General features: G+C 62.2%; 24 protein-coding genes and 1 pseudogene. 15 read left to right on the top strand and 10 right to left on the bottom strand.

What is annotated here, in order from left to right; all coding sequences use genetic code 11:
• Positions 1–130, top strand: a 130-nt coding sequence (locus MKK55_RS08925) for a transposase (protein WP_243932900.1), incomplete at its 5' end; no start/stop codon positions are given.
• A 278-nt stretch (positions 131–408) separates the two neighbouring features.
• On the opposite strand, the gene MKK55_RS08920 is transcribed toward MKK55_RS08925, so the two are convergent.
• From MKK55_RS08920 to MKK55_RS08905, 4 genes are all read right to left on the bottom strand, one after another.
• Entirely contained in the window at positions 409–1,167 is a 759-nt protein-coding gene (locus tag MKK55_RS08920; protein ID WP_243934291.1) for a sulfite exporter TauE/SafE family protein, read from the bottom strand.
• 65 nt (positions 1,168–1,232) lie between these two features.
• Positions 1,233–1,829 carry an AraC family transcriptional regulator gene (locus tag MKK55_RS08915; RefSeq protein WP_243934289.1) on the bottom strand — a complete coding sequence of 199 codons (597 nt, stop codon included), beginning with the start codon at positions 1,827–1,829 and terminating at the stop codon, positions 1,233–1,235.
• A gap of 273 nt (positions 1,830–2,102) precedes the next feature.
• A complete protein-coding gene (locus MKK55_RS08910) occupies positions 2,103–2,315 on the bottom strand; it encodes a hypothetical protein (RefSeq protein WP_243934287.1) in 213 nt (70 codons plus the stop codon).
• 62 nt (positions 2,316–2,377) lie between these two features.
• Positions 2,378–2,755: a flagellar biosynthesis repressor FlbT gene (locus tag MKK55_RS08905; RefSeq protein ID WP_243934285.1), complete on the bottom strand. Its 378-nt coding sequence runs from the start codon at positions 2,753–2,755 to the stop codon at positions 2,378–2,380.
• Positions 2,756–2,965: 210 nt separating this feature from the next.
• On the opposite strand from MKK55_RS08905, the gene MKK55_RS08900 reads away from it, so the two are divergent.
• On the top strand, positions 2,966–4,159 hold the full coding sequence (locus MKK55_RS08900) for a flagellin (protein WP_243934283.1): 1,194 nt from the start codon (positions 2,966–2,968) through the stop codon (positions 4,157–4,159).
• A gap of 619 nt (positions 4,160–4,778) precedes the next feature.
• Here MKK55_RS08900 and MKK55_RS08895 read toward each other — a convergent pair.
• Positions 4,779–5,243, bottom strand: coding sequence for a hypothetical protein (locus MKK55_RS08895; RefSeq protein ID WP_243934281.1), 465 nt, complete (start codon positions 5,241–5,243; stop codon positions 4,779–4,781).
• A 718-nt stretch (positions 5,244–5,961) separates the two neighbouring features.
• Between MKK55_RS08895 and MKK55_RS08890 the strand changes: the two genes are divergently transcribed.
• From MKK55_RS08890 to MKK55_RS08880, 3 genes are read left to right on the top strand one after another with little or no spacing between them, the layout of a single operon-like run.
• Entirely contained in the window at positions 5,962–6,210 is a 249-nt protein-coding gene (locus MKK55_RS08890) for a hypothetical protein (RefSeq protein WP_243934279.1), read from the top strand.
• A 2-nt stretch (positions 6,211–6,212) separates the two neighbouring features.
• The gene (locus MKK55_RS08885) at positions 6,213–6,752 is read left to right on the top strand and encodes a type II toxin-antitoxin system HicB family antitoxin (protein ID WP_243934278.1); all 540 of its coding nucleotides are present in this window, start codon (positions 6,213–6,215) and stop codon (positions 6,750–6,752) included.
• 2 nt (positions 6,753–6,754) lie between these two features.
• Entirely contained in the window at positions 6,755–7,066 is a 312-nt protein-coding gene (locus MKK55_RS08880; RefSeq protein WP_243934277.1) for a hypothetical protein, read from the top strand.
• Positions 7,067–7,087: 21 nt separating this feature from the next.
• On the opposite strand, the gene MKK55_RS08875 is transcribed toward MKK55_RS08880, so the two are convergent.
• Positions 7,088–7,468: a hypothetical protein gene (locus MKK55_RS08875; RefSeq protein ID WP_243934276.1), complete on the bottom strand. Its 381-nt coding sequence runs from the start codon at positions 7,466–7,468 to the stop codon at positions 7,088–7,090.
• A gap of 64 nt (positions 7,469–7,532) precedes the next feature.
• Between MKK55_RS08875 and MKK55_RS08870 the strand changes: the two genes are divergently transcribed.
• The 3 genes from MKK55_RS08870 to MKK55_RS08860 are packed head-to-tail and all read left to right on the top strand — an operon-like array spanning position 7,533 to position 9,137.
• On the top strand, positions 7,533–7,919 hold the full coding sequence (locus MKK55_RS08870) for an HU family DNA-binding protein (protein WP_279596073.1): 387 nt from the start codon (positions 7,533–7,535) through the stop codon (positions 7,917–7,919).
• 29 nt (positions 7,920–7,948) lie between these two features.
• A complete protein-coding gene (locus MKK55_RS08865) occupies positions 7,949–8,500 on the top strand; it encodes a chemotaxis protein CheB (RefSeq protein ID WP_243934275.1) in 552 nt (183 codons plus the stop codon).
• Between the two features lie 46 nt (positions 8,501–8,546).
• Positions 8,547–9,137, top strand: a complete 591-nt coding sequence (locus tag MKK55_RS08860; RefSeq protein ID WP_243934274.1) for a chemotaxis protein CheB — start codon at positions 8,547–8,549, stop codon at positions 9,135–9,137.
• A gap of 165 nt (positions 9,138–9,302) precedes the next feature.
• On the opposite strand, the gene MKK55_RS08855 is transcribed toward MKK55_RS08860, so the two are convergent.
• Positions 9,303–9,623, bottom strand: a complete 321-nt coding sequence (locus MKK55_RS08855; RefSeq protein ID WP_243934273.1) for a hypothetical protein — start codon at positions 9,621–9,623, stop codon at positions 9,303–9,305.
• A 749-nt stretch (positions 9,624–10,372) separates the two neighbouring features.
• On the opposite strand from MKK55_RS08855, the gene MKK55_RS08850 reads away from it, so the two are divergent.
• On the top strand, positions 10,373–10,762 hold the full coding sequence (locus MKK55_RS08850) for a heme utilization protein (RefSeq protein ID WP_243932031.1): 390 nt from the start codon (positions 10,373–10,375) through the stop codon (positions 10,760–10,762).
• Positions 10,763–10,889: 127 nt separating this feature from the next.
• Here MKK55_RS08850 and MKK55_RS08845 read toward each other — a convergent pair whose 3' ends face one another.
• Positions 10,890–11,381, bottom strand: a complete 492-nt coding sequence (locus MKK55_RS08845; protein ID WP_409566036.1) for a DUF2721 domain-containing protein — start codon at positions 11,379–11,381, stop codon at positions 10,890–10,892.
• Between the two features lie 89 nt (positions 11,382–11,470).
• Complete coding sequence (locus MKK55_RS08840; RefSeq protein WP_187275502.1) at positions 11,471–11,635, bottom strand: hypothetical protein; 165 nt, start codon at positions 11,633–11,635, stop codon at positions 11,471–11,473.
• Between the two features lie 46 nt (positions 11,636–11,681).
• On the opposite strand from MKK55_RS08840, the gene MKK55_RS08835 reads away from it, so the two are divergent.
• Positions 11,682–11,849 (top strand): hypothetical protein, encoded by a 168-nt coding sequence (locus tag MKK55_RS08835; protein ID WP_243934271.1) that lies wholly within the window; start codon positions 11,682–11,684, stop codon positions 11,847–11,849.
• A gap of 17 nt (positions 11,850–11,866) precedes the next feature.
• Here the strand turns inward: MKK55_RS08835 and MKK55_RS08830 are convergent, their stop codons facing one another.
• On the bottom strand, positions 11,867–12,112 hold the full coding sequence (locus MKK55_RS08830; protein WP_243934270.1) for a helix-turn-helix domain-containing protein: 246 nt from the start codon (positions 12,110–12,112) through the stop codon (positions 11,867–11,869).
• A gap of 102 nt (positions 12,113–12,214) precedes the next feature.
• On the opposite strand from MKK55_RS08830, the gene MKK55_RS08825 reads away from it, so the two are divergent.
• The 5 genes and pseudogenes from MKK55_RS08825 to MKK55_RS08805 all read left to right on the top strand — a co-directional run.
• On the top strand, positions 12,215–12,535 hold the full coding sequence (locus MKK55_RS08825; RefSeq protein ID WP_243934268.1) for a hypothetical protein: 321 nt from the start codon (positions 12,215–12,217) through the stop codon (positions 12,533–12,535).
• Between the two features lie 11 nt (positions 12,536–12,546).
• Positions 12,547–12,747, top strand: coding sequence for a hypothetical protein (locus tag MKK55_RS08820; protein ID WP_243934266.1), 201 nt, complete (start codon positions 12,547–12,549; stop codon positions 12,745–12,747).
• Entirely contained in the window at positions 12,747–13,205 is a 459-nt protein-coding gene (locus tag MKK55_RS08815) for a penicillin-binding protein (protein WP_243934263.1), read from the top strand. The genes MKK55_RS08820 and MKK55_RS08815 overlap by 1 nt, the downstream gene beginning before the upstream one ends.
• 9 nt (positions 13,206–13,214) lie before the next feature.
• The gene (locus MKK55_RS08810) at positions 13,215–13,454 is read left to right on the top strand and encodes a helix-turn-helix domain-containing protein (RefSeq protein WP_243934261.1); all 240 of its coding nucleotides are present in this window, start codon (positions 13,215–13,217) and stop codon (positions 13,452–13,454) included.
• A 92-nt stretch (positions 13,455–13,546) separates the two neighbouring features.
• Positions 13,547–13,812, top strand: a pseudogene (locus MKK55_RS08805) (hypothetical protein); the annotation flags it as partial.

Here is a 13,812-nt window from a genome sequence, read left to right as displayed (position 1 = left end):
CAATCAGGTCGAGCGCCTCTGGGCCAGGCTCAAGGAATGGCGCGCCATCGCCACCCGATACGAGAAAACCGCCGCCAGCTTCATGGGCGTCCTCTGCCTCGCGGCCGCCCTCGACTGGCTCAAGCGATGACACGCCCTAGTCGTCAGGCGTTTGATAGACCTTAGTAGTGCCAGTCAGCGAGGACATCCCGCACATTATCTTTCGCTTCGCGTTTCGGCTGGAACGTTCATAACCGGCGGGAAAACGGTCGTTTTACTGACTGATACAGCCGTTCGTATAAGTGGATTTATGGGTCGCGTGGCGTCCGCTATCGACCCAACTTGGTCGTTGGAGTCCATTTCTATCGTCCTCGGAAACGGACATTCCCCAAGAAGGCTTACGGAACATGGCATGTGAAATTGTGTATCTTACGCCCAATACTTAATTCCATAAGTTATAAACATCAAGCATCCCGCAATAATAACTGCCAGACGCACCCATTCGGCTGGCAGAACTCTTATGAGATAACCACCCATAAACCCGCCTATAAGCGCTCCTAACAGCATGATGAGAGTTTGCGGCCAACTTATTGCGCCTTGAGCAATAAATATCGTCGTTGATGCGACGCTAACAATAGTCGCAAGTAAGTTTTTTAGTACCTTAACCGTGCGAATGTCCTGGCTGACACTGATCGACAAAAGTGCAGTCAGGATGACACCGAGTCCCGCACCGAAGAAGCCACCGTAGATGGAAGCCACGCCGATCATCGCAGGGCCGGTCAGCGCTGCTATGGGCCTGGGACCGCGTTTCGTCTGGCGAGCTTGGATTCTTGGTGCAAACACAAAGAGGAGTGTCGCAAACGCGATGAGAGCCGGTACCGGACCCGTGAATAGGGATTCGGGAAGCCAGAGCAGGAGAAGCGCACCGGACATGCCTCCGAAAAGGGATGCGGCGGCCAGCCAGGCAAGGCGTGCGTTAAGCGGCGGCCATCGTTCTGGATCCGCGAAGGTCGCGACGAGGTGACCTGGCATGATTGCCACGGCATTTGAAGCATTGGCGATCACGGGAGGCAGGCCGACTTGGAGCATGGCCGGAAAGGTGATGAGCGTTGCCCCTCCGGCCACCGCGTTGATCACACCCCCAGCCACTCCAGCTGTAATAAGAAGCATCGCCGTCATCCAGTCCATCGCTCACCTCCAGCGCGGGTTGTGATGGCTGCGAGACGAGATGTCTGGAACGTTTGTGACCGCTCTCAGGCAAGCTGGTAGCGGGAGGGGGTGGTCCCAAAGGCATGCCTGAACCAGCGGCCGAAATGGCTTTGGTCAGCAAAATCTGTCGCCGCAGCCACCTCTGCGGGGGGCGTACCCGTCCGCAGCATCTGACGGGCCTTATTGAGGCGAAGCATGCGCCTGTAAGCATGAGGTGGCATGCCGTGTTGGCGCGAGAAGCGGCGCGTGAAACCCTCTCGGCTCAAGCCAGCCTGGGCTGCGACGCAAGCGATTGACGCAGTCCCGGTAGAGGAAGGCATATCTAGGAAGAGTTCCGCCAGCGGCCTCGTCATACTCATCAGAGCTATGGAGTGGTCAGCGGGAACGTAAAGATTGAGGGATACCGTGTCTGGAGCACAATCAATCCCCTGGTGTGGGATGCCTGCAGGCAGGACGCAGGCGCTTCCAGCCGGTACATTGATATGGTAGCCGCCGACGAGGAATTGACGCCAACCGGTCAGAACGAATCTGATCTGCGTTTCTTGATGAAAATGTTGGACAAGAAATGCATTGCAGCCGGGACGGCATACAGCCAACTCGATATCTTGATTAACAACTGACCTCACGTAGCGCCATGACATGGGACCTCATCCTCTCGCATGATGGGACCGGCTACCCCCGTGGGGATAGTCCGCGACTGCGGTCAGGATGCCGCCCCGAGCACAGACGTCCGCTTCACGAGCTATCTCCTCCAAGAGCGGACTGGCAAAAATCCCCCCAACCCGGACGTTGGCCTCTACCTCAACAGCCAGGAACCGGACGTTCCGAAGATCGCCAAAGGGTCGAATGCGGTAGCAAATTGGCGGCGAGTGCATGGACAGCGTGGCGGCGAAGGCGCTCGACGTAGGTGGCGATCACGACGCCTGCCGCCTCCCACGGATCATCCAGGCGTCGCGATCGGCACGTGTAACGGCCAACTCCCTCTGCACCTCCTCAAGCCGGGCATGCATCTCGCCCGCATCGACGGCAATCTCGATCAGCAGTTCCTGTGCCTCGGCGAGCGCTGCGCGGAGTTCCGCGTTCTCGGTCGCGAGCGCCAGGACCAGAGCCGTCGTGTCGTTGCTCACTTTCGCCAACGTGATCCGGTCAACGGCTTATAGGCGAAACGTACGATTGCGGTTTGCGGGCTTCACCGAATGAGCTCGTCTTCGAAGGCAGCGAGCTTCCGTCCGGTCTTGATCGCCAGGTGGTACTGCTGGGCCGCAAGCGCATCATGGATCGCGACAAGATACGGAGCCGAGCCGGGGATCGTCTTCAGGATCTCGGTCGACTGCAGCACGAGGAGGTTCTCTGCCCCCGCCGCATTCTCATCGAGATAGATGACCTGCAGGGTCACGCAAAGCTTCTTACTCGCCGTGTCGGCGTCCGCTTCGCGGATGATCTCGCTCTCACGCAGGAACCTACACGGCGTCTCAACGAGGAAGACCGACCGCCGATCCCCGTTTCGGATCAGTGCTCCGTTGATGATCAACCGTTCTGAGGGCTTCAGTTCGATGCGTAGCGCCATGCCGGCAACTCCATTCTAGAGACGCCTCGACCATCAACACGATCTGTTAACGTTGTTTAAACTCCCGTGGGCATAATGATCCAATAACACGCGGTGAATGCTCGACCTGCTCGATTTGACAGGTCGATTTAACGCGTCGGTAGGTGGCGATATGTTTGTTCAGGAGGCCGGCAAAAAGCCGGTCCTCTGATCAAGTATGGATCTCATCTTATGTCCGGCGTCTCCCTCACCGCTGCTACCCGCCAGAACCTGCTCTCGCTGCAGGATACGGCGTCTTTGTCCTCGACCACCCAGAACCGCCTCTCCACCGGCAAGAAGGTCTCCTCGGCCCTCGACAACCCGGTCAACTTCTTCACGGCGCAGAGCCTGTCGAACCGCTCCTCGGACCTCGGCACCCTGCTCGACAGCATCTCCAACGGCGTGCAGACGATCCAGGCGGCCAACCAGGGCCTGACCTCGATCCAGAAGCTCGTGGACTCGGCCAAGTCGACCGCCAACCAGGCACTCGCCACGCAGATCACCACCACCGGAACGGCTGGCGCTGCCTTCTCTGCTACTGCCAACACTATCAATCTCGAAGTGAACGGCACCGCGGTCAACACCACGCTGACCACCAGCGACACCATCGACACGGCCATTGCCAAGCTGAACACCGCCGTTAACGCCCAGGGCGCGGGCAACGCGTTCAGCAAGGACGTGACGGGCACGAAGATCGTCGTCAACGCCACCGCCGATATCGAGTTCTCGTCGCCCGCTGATCAGGCCAACCTCGGCTTCACCAGCGGCACCGCGAACGCGGGTCCTCAGTACGGCACCGCCTCCACCGCCGGACAGAGTTCCAACCTAACGGTGACTGGCGTCACGGAGCGGAAGTCGCTCGCGACGCAGTACAACAGCCTGCTGACGCAGATCGACCAGCTCGCCAAGGACTCGAGCTTCAACGGCACCAACCTGCTGTCGAGCAGCGCGGCTTCGAACAAGCTTCATATCTCGTTCAACGAGAAGGACACCTCGAACCTCGACGTTCAGGGCGTCGATGCCACCTCGGGCGGTCTCAACCTGACGTCGATCACGGGCAACTCCGGCTCGACGGCGGACGGCAAGGGCAACTTCCTGCTCGACGCCTCGATCAACTCCACGCTCAGCAGCCTGACGAGCGCATCCACGACCCTGCGCTCGCAGGCCTCGACCTTCGGCTCGAACCTGTCGGTGGTGCAGAACCGTCAGGACTTCACCAAGAACCTCCAGAACGTGCTCGACACCGGCGCCTCCAAACTCACCGATGCTGACCTGAACGAGGAGGCCGCGAACTCCCAGGCTTTGGCGACGCGCCAGTCGCTCGGCATCTCGGCCCTCTCGCTGGCCAACACCGCGCAGCAGGGCGTGCTTCAGCTCCTCCGCTAAGTGCTTCCAACCACCACGACGCGATGAAGCGACCGGGGCATCGCCCCGGTCGCTTTTTCGTTGCTGCTTGAGAGGTGTGAACCATGCCGTATCAGCGCTCAGAGGTCCCTCCGGCACGCTGCAGAGGCTCTGTAACGTCTCTGTCAGTAGGGGGCGCGCGCTCCTATGAGCAGGGCATGAGCCGCCGCGCCTGTTCCTGCCCCCCCGCAAGACTGACCTTCGTGTAATCCCCCGGCCCCAGGCGTCACAGGCAGCCGTTATCAGCCTGCGTCAGTGCTGCAGCGTGATCCACCGTAACCCGTCCTCTCTCCGTGATGACGTACTCTCTGCGCCCATGGCCTACGTCACGGTGGGATAGGACTATGAGCCCTCGCACCAACAGGTAGGCGTTCAGCGTGTCCCATCGCCCATAGGCGCGCGGACCACGATCAAATAGTCGCAGCCGTTTCAAAGCATGCGCAGAAATTGTGTCATTCATCAGCCCACAAGCACTCGCACACCTAAGCGCGTCTACTAGTCATCCTGCAACGAGGCTTCTACATAGGGCATGGTTGCAGCCTCACTGAACACCCTGAGACATGGGTGTCCCCTGCCGTTCGTCATACCGTCCGGCTGCATGTTAACACCGCATGGCTCTGATCGGCTCCGCCACCCGCTCGGCAGCTCGCAAGCCACGGGTGTGAGAGCGATCCTGCCGCTCCGGCAGCTTCTTTGACGGTGCCGTGGGCTCTGTTTTCCCCGTATTTAACACCCTCTTATCCGTGGGGTGCATCGGTTTGCACCCACCCCCCTCGGCCGAGAGTCGGCGTCCGCGTCGCATCCATGCCTGCCATTCCCGGCTGATGATGCGTAGCAGGTTCGGCTCGTTCTTGCGGCCCTGATGCCGGCGCTCCTGGATCGTCAGTAGGCCGTCGCCCTCGGCGAGGCGGATCGCGGCCTGGGCCAGCCGGCGGCACACACCAGCACGCGCTGCGATGGCGTCGATGCAGAGCCCGCACACGCCCTTGCCCGTTACCTCGTCGCCGACGATGCGTAGCACCGCGAGCTGCCCGGTCGTGAACCTGCTGGCGAGGGCCGGCGGCATCGGGCCAGAGCAGGCCAGCAACCGGCGACGGTCTCGCGAGGCTGATCTATCAGGCGAGACGGCCGCCCGCCGAGGTGGGAACAGACTCGCACGGCCGGCGGGGATGCCAACGGGCCGGATGCCCTCTCGGATCGCGCTGCGGCGCCCGTGGAGGCGTTCGGCGAGCGCCTGGGCCTCCGCGTCGCCCAAGGCACCTGACCCGTGCCCCTGCCAAACCTGGCGCGATAGCTCATCCATCTGCGCAAGCGTTCGCGCGCCGTCGATCGCGGCGGCCATAGTCGCGTGAAACATCACTCACAGCCCTGCTTGGGCCGCGTCAAAGCAGGGGGCTCGGCGTGAACCATCCCCGGCAAAAGGCAAAGCGCCATCGTCTCGGGAAGCGATCCCGATTGACTCCCGGTGGGAGCTATGGCTTCTGAGGGGAAGTGACTGGTCCCCAAAGGCCCTACGATTTCGACGGCCCTGCATTTGGCGATGCGGGGCCGTTGGCGTTTTGGTCTTAGGTCTTTCTCGCGGCCTTGATCCCTTGTTCCAGCCGGCTCACGACTCGCACGGGCGAGCGCAGACGGTTCGGGCCATGTCGGCGGGGCGAGGCTGCGAAGTCAACGCCCCTGCACCAAGCCATCGGCTGTGACACCCTGATCACCATGTTCGGCATTCTTGACGCCTCGCCGATCTAGCCCTAGGTGCCCAGCGCTATCACATGTAGTATCAGAACGTGAGCCAACGAGCGAAACTGATCGCCGACATTCGCAACAATCCGAAGGGGGTTCGGTTTGAGGATGCCTGCAAGGTTGCAAAATGGCTCGGCTTCACGAGCGAAGGCGGCAGTGGTTCGCACAAGGCTTTATCGCGGCCTGGTGAGGAAACTGGCCTGAACTTTCAGGAGCGAACCGGCGGGGTAATCCCACCGTATCAAGCCAGACAGCTTATCGCGATGTTGGACAAGTACGAGGACGAGGTCTGACAATGCCTCAGCATTACCCTACGGAAGTGTTTTGGAGCGACGAGGACGAGGGGTTTATCGCGATCGCTCGCGACCTTCCCGGCTGCTCGGCTTTCGGGGAAACCCAGCTCGAAGCGTTGGACGAGTTGGAGCACGCTATCGCAGCGTGGATCTCTGCGACGCAGACGGCTGGGAATTCGGTTCCCGCCCCATCTCGGCGGCAGACCGATCCGACACACAGTGGCAAGCTCCTCCTGCGCCTGCCGCGCACCCTACATAGCAAACTCGCGGAAGAAGCTGAGAGAGAGGCCGTGAGCCTCAACCAGTATGTCGTTTGCCTCCTGGCCGAAAACAATGCTGCGCATGTCGTGAGCAAGGCTATAGCAAATGTTGCTAGTCAAATCGTCCTTTTAGGTATGCCCGGAAGGCAACCGGCCTTTCAAACCTTTCCGACCGGTTTTGACCTTCGCCAAATTGATCTATCAGGATCTCGCATCAGCAAGCATTATGTAACTGGTACGCCCTCAAGTCTTAGTCATTTTTTGCCCATCGCAGGTGAATGACAATGGCAGAAGCGCTCCAATATGAATTTTCGTTCAAGGAACTTGCTGAAGTTCTTATCAAGAAACAAGGCATTCATGACGGGATATGGGCGATCGGATTTAACTTGAATATCGGCACCGGTCTTATGGGCCCTAACCAGAACCAGAGCTATCCGTCCGCCATGGTTCAAGTCACGTCCGCGATCCTCAATCGCGTAGACGCGGGCACCAATCCTCTTCCGCCCTCAGCCGTTGACGCTGGAATTTGCAATCCCCGCCCAAGTCGAGCGGTCGAGGAAGGAGCGCCAACGCGTACACGGAAGCGCTCACTGTAGTGAGAGAGGGAATTATAGCTCTCAGGTCACTGTCCTCGGTAGCGCTTCGTACCAATCGACTATGGCCTGTATCAGGCCTCTATCGCTGGTGATCTCTTGGGTCTTGTCGTGGGTTTCAAGATAGCCGGCGTTTTTGATGCCAGGGTGTGTGACCTCAAATGAGCTGCGGCCCTTCACGGTAACGACGAAGCCCAAACCACTCCCTGCATTTAAGAACAGACCAGGATATTCGCCAGTCACTTCGCAGCGCCGACCATTTCGAACGACGTAGTTCCCCACCTCACGCTTTAGCTCAACCCACGTCAAACGGGTTTGCTCTTGCCGATCGCGCTCAGCTTTCTCGCGTTGGCGGATTGCCTCATCTCTTTGTTCCACGAACTCAGAAAAATCGAACCGAGACATGAGCCCGCCTGTCCGCTGCTGATTAGCTAAGCAGCGAACTTAACAGACGGGCGGAGGCTCGACTATGCTGCACAGCAACGGGTGCGTGAGGCTTGCAACGCTGCGCCGCTGCGCCCATTCCGCCACTATGATCCGATCCGAACTCGTTCAGCGCCTCGCCGACGCGAACCTGCAACTCTACGCGAGAGATTGCGAGGCCGTGGTCGATGCCATCATAGGCCGGATCGTGGACGCCATCGCAGCCGGCGATCGTGTCGAGCTGCATGGGTTCGGCTCCTTCACCGTCGTGGAGGCGCTGGCGCGGATGGGGCGCAATCCGCGGTCCGGCGCCTCCGTTGCCGTCGAGGCCAAGGCCAAGCTGTGCTTCAAGGCCGGCAAGGACATGCGGGACCGGCTGAACCCGGCAGCGTTTAAGCGATGCGTAGGTTGGTGGTTCGCAGATCGAGTCTGAACCAACCTGGGGTGGCGCAATTGAGGGGCATGGGACCCATCGTCGTCATCGCTGCCTCCGCTGGGGGGCTTACCTCGATCAAACAGATCGTGGCCGCGCTACCGGCATCCTGCTCGGCATCGGTTTTCATCGTCTGGCACACCGGCAACCGTCCCAGCATCCTTCCTAATATCCTGAGCATGACGAGCCACCTGCCCGTCGGACACGGGGAGGATGGCGAGCCTATCAAGGCTGGCCGCGTCTACGTCGCCCCGCCCGACAAGCACATGCGGTTGGGTTTCGGTTCGATCTGGCTGGATCAGGGAAGCAAGGTGCACTTCGCCCGTCCAGCCGCCGATCCCTTGTTCATGTCAGCTGCTGAGACCTACGGCGAACGCGTCGTTGGCATCGTCCTCAGCGGCTATGGCGGGGACGGCGCGGATGGACTGGCCACCGTCAAGGCACGCGGTGGCTTGGCTCTTGTCCAGAAGCCCCAGGAGGCAGAGCAGCCCTCAATGCCCTGGGCAGCACTCATGGTTGACCATCCTGACGCCAGCCTGCCAGTCACAGAGATCGCTGCTCGCGTGGCTGCATTGACGTAAGGATGAGCAGCCGTGAATTTGACCGTTGGTGTGCTACGCTCCGCAGATGAACGCCGACAGCGTCACGCCCTGGTTTGTCGCCGTTGGTGCTTCGGGCGCCGAGGGCCTCACCGATATTAAGGCGCTGCTGCAGGTCTTGCCCCCGGATCTGCCCGCCGCGGTGCTGATCGTGCTCCACCGCTCGTGGGACCACATCAGCCACCTGCGTGAAGTGCTGGCCCGGGACTCGAACCTGCCGATCGTCATCGCGGCGCAGGGCGAGCGCTTCGAGGCGGGGATGGCCTATATCGGCAAACCGGCGGATCACCTTACGCTGGCTGCCAGAAGCTTCGGCGAGATCGTGGACGATCCGCATCGCCTGCATGGCAACCGGACGGTGGACCTGCTGTTCAAGTCGGTCGCTGTCCATGGCGGACACCGCATGATCGGCGTGGTCCTGTCGGGCTCCCTGGATGACGGCGCACGCGGTCTCGCCGCCATCCACGCCGCAGGTGGCTTGACGATGGTGCTGACGCCGGGCACCCCACGAAGGCCGGGCATGCCGGAAAACGCGATCGACTATGATGGTCCAATCGACGTGATCGGAAGCCCTGCCGACCTCGCCGGGGCCATTGAGAGGGCTGTTCGATACGGGTGACGGTTAGGAGCAGGCCCGTCCCCCGATCTGATCACGGGGTGACGGGTGCGTCGTCCATCTCACCAGCGAACCGGTCCTGAGCCCGGCTTGCCGGCAAGGTGGCTGCGATCGGTTACTGGCAAGTCAACGGTGTGGGGCTTTGCCCCCCTCCCTTGCTAAGCCCCGCTATTCCGTCGCGGTCAGCCCGCCCTTCGTCTGCATCCGGGCTCGGACTCTGCGCGCCATAGCTCTGATCCGCTCCATGCTGGCCTGCCGGTCATAGCCGTCTGCGACCAGCCCCTCGACCAAGCGCCGGGAGAACTCCACGGCGGCCTTGTGATCGAGCACGAGCACGTCGAGGTAGATCCCCATCAGCACGGCCGCCACGTCGTCGCGCTCGGGCGTCTTGGCGTCGGCCAGCTTCGCTCGGTAATTGGCCTGGTAGTCTCGCTGCTTGCGCTTCCGGCGCCGGTATCGCGCCAGGTCCTGCTGATCGTGCCAGTCCATCGCACAGGGCTCCTCTGGTGCCTGTGCTGATGGATCATCGCCAGAACGACGAAAGTCGGGAGCAGAAAACGCGCTCCTACGTACTTTCACTCCGGGGTGGTCGCGGCCCCTCGCCATGCTCCTGGTCGGCTCCCGAAAACCCGGTGAGCGCACCCGGTTTCGGTCTTGGTATCTTATAGGGGGTGATCGGGTGAGATCACGGGGTGAGCAAAGGCGGTGAGGTCGATGCCGGCAATGATCCGCCAACACGGAGCTGCTTACCCCAACAGCGCGAGGATCTCGTCGTCGGTGGGGAGTCGGCTCGATCCATGCCGCAGACCGTCTATCCACTCGTCAATTTCGAGGCGGTCCCATCGCAACAGGCCGTTGCCGAGGTCGATCGGCGGGACAGGGCATACCCGCATGAAGCTCGGGACGGAGAAGCTGCAATAGGCGGCAGCCGGCGACCGGCGCATGAGCCGCGGCCAGTTGGGGAGTGGGGGGCGCTCGCGCCTCATCAAATCGAGTGGTGAGGGCCGATAGAATGATCCGCTGAAGAGCAGACGGCCACGGGAGCCAGAACCGAGTGCGCATACATCCGGCGTTGCCCTGTCCCGGCATCATGGCCGCATCCGATCAAACGACGAGGTCACAATCGGCATACTGATCAAATGAAGTCGATGTGGTTAATGATTAATGAACCGTTTATCGGATGCGCGGTTCAGAGGATAACCGGTCGATTGCGACCGCGTCAGCGCGGAAGCCATCACATGTCTCGTATTGCTATCTGGGCCGTTGCGGCCTGCCTGACTGGCATCCTCCTCGTCCCAGCCGAGGCTGCAAGAAAGCGGGTTCAAGTGCCCGATAAATACGATGGCAGTTGGAGCATCACGGCCGTCACCGAGAACGGACCGTGCTCGGCCAGCACAAGCTATCAGGTTCAGATCCAGGACAGCCACGCTTCGATCCCTGGCGACGACATGAACATCGACGGGGGCGTCTCAATGGCCGGAGCGGTTGAAGCCACGATCACGCAGGGCTCGAACAAAGTGCCGATCACCGGAAGCCTCACTGCGAAAGGCAGCGGCAGTGGAACGTGGCGCGCTTCGGGTGGACTCGTGGAATGCAGTGGGAACTGGAGCGCGCGGCGCGCAGGATAGTCGCTCACTACTTCGTTCAAAAAGCGAGAGCGGTTGGCCACGAGCGATGCCGGCCGCCCGATCTGGTTACAAGCTAGCGGGCGCGTCGGCTATCTGTGTCCCGGCGTTTCACGAAGAACCCGCTCTATCATTCCAGGGTTGTCGAAACGTGATCCTGCTGCCGATCGACCTCGACCCGAATGCCGCGTCCGGCCAACAGGATCTCCGTCAGGAACGCGCTGAGTGCGCAAACCGTGAAAATGAGCCCGGCCCCGAAGCAGGCGAACAGGACCGAGGCGGCAGCGGCATCACGCAGCGCGCCCACGAACAGCGTCAGGATTGAGCCGAGGATCATCACCGCACTGAGACACGCCATCACCACAGCCACGTCGAGCAGGAACGAGCGCCGCCGCAGGAAGGATAGCTGCCGCGAGAGGTGGCGTGCTTCGGTAGCGTCAGCCTTGTCCAACTCCTTGGCAGTTGTGTTCACTTTGTCCGCGATCCGGGCGAGACGGGTCGAGAAAACGTTGAGCATTTGAGCAAGAGCTGTAAGTACGAAAGCCGGCGCCAAGGAAACCTGAATGATATGAGCAATGTCGTCGGGTGAATTTCCGCTGAGCGTAATGTCGAACAAGGCCATGGCTCAGCTCTCAACCCCTTGTGCCTTCCGCTCTTGGAACCGGATACCAGCCCTTTCCCTGTTGTCAGGGATGAATTTAAGGCCAGCAGTCATGACTTGAGATCCGCTACTGCAACGACGGCTGCGGCCACAAACGCTGCAACGGCACAATCCTCGAACGCATATTCCAGGCCTGCCATCTCAAGCAGCCGAACCGAGGTGATGAGCACGACAGCCACTGCGATCGCTACCAATCGGCTCATGACGCGGTTCATCCGATGTGCTCGGCATGCTGCATCAGTCGGCTCCCCGCTTCGCCCCGTGAACGATCTGCTGCAGCAGCGATGGGAGTGGGACGCCGTACTCATCCAGCAGGAAGGCGGCGCTGAGCAGCGTTCGAATGTGCTGATCGGGGACCGGCCGGTTCATGATCTACGCGTCCAGCACCTGATCGGCGAGGAGGCCGGCGAGACGCGACACCTCGGATAGGCGCTCAAGCGAGGAGGTCATGACTTCCGCTCCCGGAACCGGATACCGGCACCGCCCCCGTTCTCGGGGATGAATTCGAGGCCAGCAGATCGGAACGCCTCCTCGATCGCATGAAGCGTAGCGGTCTTCGTGGACATCAGCGGCCCGTCCATCCGCTCGAGCCGCTTGATCGTCTCTATTGAGACGCCAGCCCGCTCTGCAACGGTGGACTGATCCCAGCGGAGGAACCCCCGTGCGGCCCGTAGCTGCTCGGCTGTCAACATTTTTGCTCCTGAAGGGTCCAGCATTACCCCTGAGGTGTTGACACCTCATGGCCTGCCTATTACACATGAGGTGTAACACGAGACGCCGCAAGGTTCAAACCGATGCGCTACGCCAACCTCATCCCCGCCTCGCACATCGCCCGCAGCGCCGACGCACGCCTGACCGCCGATGCCCGCCGCGCCTTCATCGCCACAAAGGCCGCCGTCGTCTCCGCCACCGAGAGCGCCAAGCGCTTCGCTCGCACCGAGGCGCTGGTGAACCGGGACGGCACGTTCAACCGCTCCAGCATCATGCGCGCTGCGATCCGCTCGGCACAGGCCCGGATGGAAGTGACCGGCGACGCCTGGGGCGTGTGCATGTCCTACGCCCTCAAGGGCGCCTGGGCCGCCGCTAAGGCTTCCCGCGCCTACCGCGCGCACTGAGGGCCGGACCGATGGCCGCCGACCTGATCCGCTCCCCCGCCGTCCGCCTGCTGCACGCCCGGCAGGATCACGCCATCTGCCTGCGGCTCGCGGCCTCCTACCGGCAGCGCATCGCAGCCGGCGAGCGCGACCAGCTCGCGGCCCATGCCTGGGCGCTCGGCCTTGCTCGCCGCTGGCGCCTCGTCGCCGCCGAACTGAGCGGGGCGCACTGATGGCCGACCTCTCCCGCCGTGGCGTCCTCGGCGCCTTCCTCGTCCTCGTGTCCTCGCGGGTGCCGGCCATCGCTTCTGACGGCGTGCTGCCGGCGATCCGCTGGGCCGAGACCGCCGACGCCGCCTATTCCGCCTCAGGGCGTGTCGCGGCCGACCTGGCTGCCGCCGGCCAGCCGATGCCCGCCGGCTGGCGCGCCTACCGCACGTCCTTGGCCCGCGTCCGCCGTCTGGCTCGCCTCGACCTCTACGCTCTGACGCCGACCACACCCGAGACCGCCGCGGCGCTTGCCGCCTACCACACCGCCCGCGGCGAGCGCGCCGGTAGCGCAGGTGCCCGACGTGCCGCCCGTCGCCGGCTTCGCAAGGTGTTCGCCCGGCCCGGTGCCGTGTTGCCGCCCCACCTAGGCGCTGGCACGCGGCCCCTGTCAGCCTCCGCGAGCGCCGAGATAGTTCAGTGAGGAAGCAGGATGAGCGCTCCTTCGAAGCGCGGTCAGCAGATCGCACGGCGGCCGATACCGCCGGATGCCTTAGCGTATCGCGTGCCGGACGCTGCCACGATGATCGGCGTATCCAAGTCGAAGGTCTGGGCCATGATCGCGGCGAACGAATTGCCGGCTCGCAAGATCGGCGCGGCCACCGTGATCCGACACGAGGATCTGAAGGCGTTCATCAACGCTACCAAGCCTGTCGTTCGGCATACCCCGTGATGTCGAACGAGCCGCGTCAGCCGCCGTAGCCGCCGGCCCCCTCCCCCTTCGCCTTTCCCGCCTGCCCTCACGAGCCCTCTGGAGCCCGACCGATGTCGCACGTCCATTTCCCCGATTTCAGCCAGTCCGTTCGCCCGGTCCTCCTCGACGCCGAGCGCATCGCCCTCCATGCGGACCCCATCCTCCCAGCTAGCGAGCGTCGTTCCGAGGCATGGAGCGGGTTTCAGGTCGCCCCCAGCGGTCAGACCCCGATGCGCGCCGAGGCCGATGGGGCGAAGGTACTGGCTGAAATCGGTGAAATGGACGTGCTACATCGGTCGGGCCCCAGTGGGCTCGTGAGGCGAGGCCGGAGAGGAGG

The organism is Methylobacterium sp. J-059, from assembly GCF_022829485.1.
Lineage (GTDB): Bacteria > Pseudomonadota > Alphaproteobacteria > Rhizobiales > Beijerinckiaceae > Methylobacterium.
Note: the sequence above shows the minus strand (reverse complement) of the source record. Positions and strands in the feature narration are given on the sequence as shown.

What these genes read in the sequence shown, in the direction of transcription:
- MKK55_RS08920 (WP_243934291.1), bottom strand. Translation starts at nt 1,167, where the DNA reads ATGGACTGGATGACGGCGATGCTTCTTATTACAGCTGGAGTGGCTGGG.
- MKK55_RS08915 (WP_243934289.1), bottom strand. Translation starts at nt 1,829, where the DNA reads ATGTCATGGCGCTACGTGAGGTCAGTTGTTAATCAAGATATCGAGTTG.
- MKK55_RS08905 (WP_243934285.1), bottom strand. Translation starts at nt 2,755, where the DNA reads ATGGCGCTACGCATCGAACTGAAGCCCTCAGAACGGTTGATCATCAAC.
- MKK55_RS08900 (WP_243934283.1), top strand. Translation starts at nt 2,966, where the DNA reads ATGTCCGGCGTCTCCCTCACCGCTGCTACCCGCCAGAACCTGCTCTCG.
- MKK55_RS08895 (WP_243934281.1), bottom strand. Translation starts at nt 5,243, where the DNA reads ATGCCGCCGGCCCTCGCCAGCAGGTTCACGACCGGGCAGCTCGCGGTG.
- MKK55_RS08885 (WP_243934278.1), top strand. Translation starts at nt 6,213, where the DNA reads ATGCCTCAGCATTACCCTACGGAAGTGTTTTGGAGCGACGAGGACGAG.
- MKK55_RS08880 (WP_243934277.1), top strand. Translation starts at nt 6,755, where the DNA reads ATGGCAGAAGCGCTCCAATATGAATTTTCGTTCAAGGAACTTGCTGAA.
- MKK55_RS08875 (WP_243934276.1), bottom strand. Translation starts at nt 7,468, where the DNA reads ATGTCTCGGTTCGATTTTTCTGAGTTCGTGGAACAAAGAGATGAGGCA.
- MKK55_RS08870 (WP_279596073.1), top strand. Translation starts at nt 7,533, where the DNA reads ATGCTGCACAGCAACGGGTGCGTGAGGCTTGCAACGCTGCGCCGCTGC.
- MKK55_RS08865 (WP_243934275.1), top strand. Translation starts at nt 7,949, where the DNA reads ATGGGACCCATCGTCGTCATCGCTGCCTCCGCTGGGGGGCTTACCTCG.
- MKK55_RS08860 (WP_243934274.1), top strand. Translation starts at nt 8,547, where the DNA reads ATGAACGCCGACAGCGTCACGCCCTGGTTTGTCGCCGTTGGTGCTTCG.
- MKK55_RS08855 (WP_243934273.1), bottom strand. Translation starts at nt 9,623, where the DNA reads ATGGACTGGCACGATCAGCAGGACCTGGCGCGATACCGGCGCCGGAAG.
- MKK55_RS08850 (WP_243932031.1), top strand. Translation starts at nt 10,373, where the DNA reads ATGTCTCGTATTGCTATCTGGGCCGTTGCGGCCTGCCTGACTGGCATC.
- MKK55_RS08845 (WP_409566036.1), bottom strand. Translation starts at nt 11,381, where the DNA reads ATGGCCTTGTTCGACATTACGCTCAGCGGAAATTCACCCGACGACATT.
- MKK55_RS08840 (WP_187275502.1), bottom strand. Translation starts at nt 11,635, where the DNA reads ATGAACCGCGTCATGAGCCGATTGGTAGCGATCGCAGTGGCTGTCGTG.
- MKK55_RS08830 (WP_243934270.1), bottom strand. Translation starts at nt 12,112, where the DNA reads ATGTTGACAGCCGAGCAGCTACGGGCCGCACGGGGGTTCCTCCGCTGG.
- MKK55_RS08825 (WP_243934268.1), top strand. Translation starts at nt 12,215, where the DNA reads ATGCGCTACGCCAACCTCATCCCCGCCTCGCACATCGCCCGCAGCGCC.
- MKK55_RS08820 (WP_243934266.1), top strand. Translation starts at nt 12,547, where the DNA reads ATGGCCGCCGACCTGATCCGCTCCCCCGCCGTCCGCCTGCTGCACGCC.
- MKK55_RS08815 (WP_243934263.1), top strand. Translation starts at nt 12,747, where the DNA reads ATGGCCGACCTCTCCCGCCGTGGCGTCCTCGGCGCCTTCCTCGTCCTC.
- MKK55_RS08810 (WP_243934261.1), top strand. Translation starts at nt 13,215, where the DNA reads ATGAGCGCTCCTTCGAAGCGCGGTCAGCAGATCGCACGGCGGCCGATA.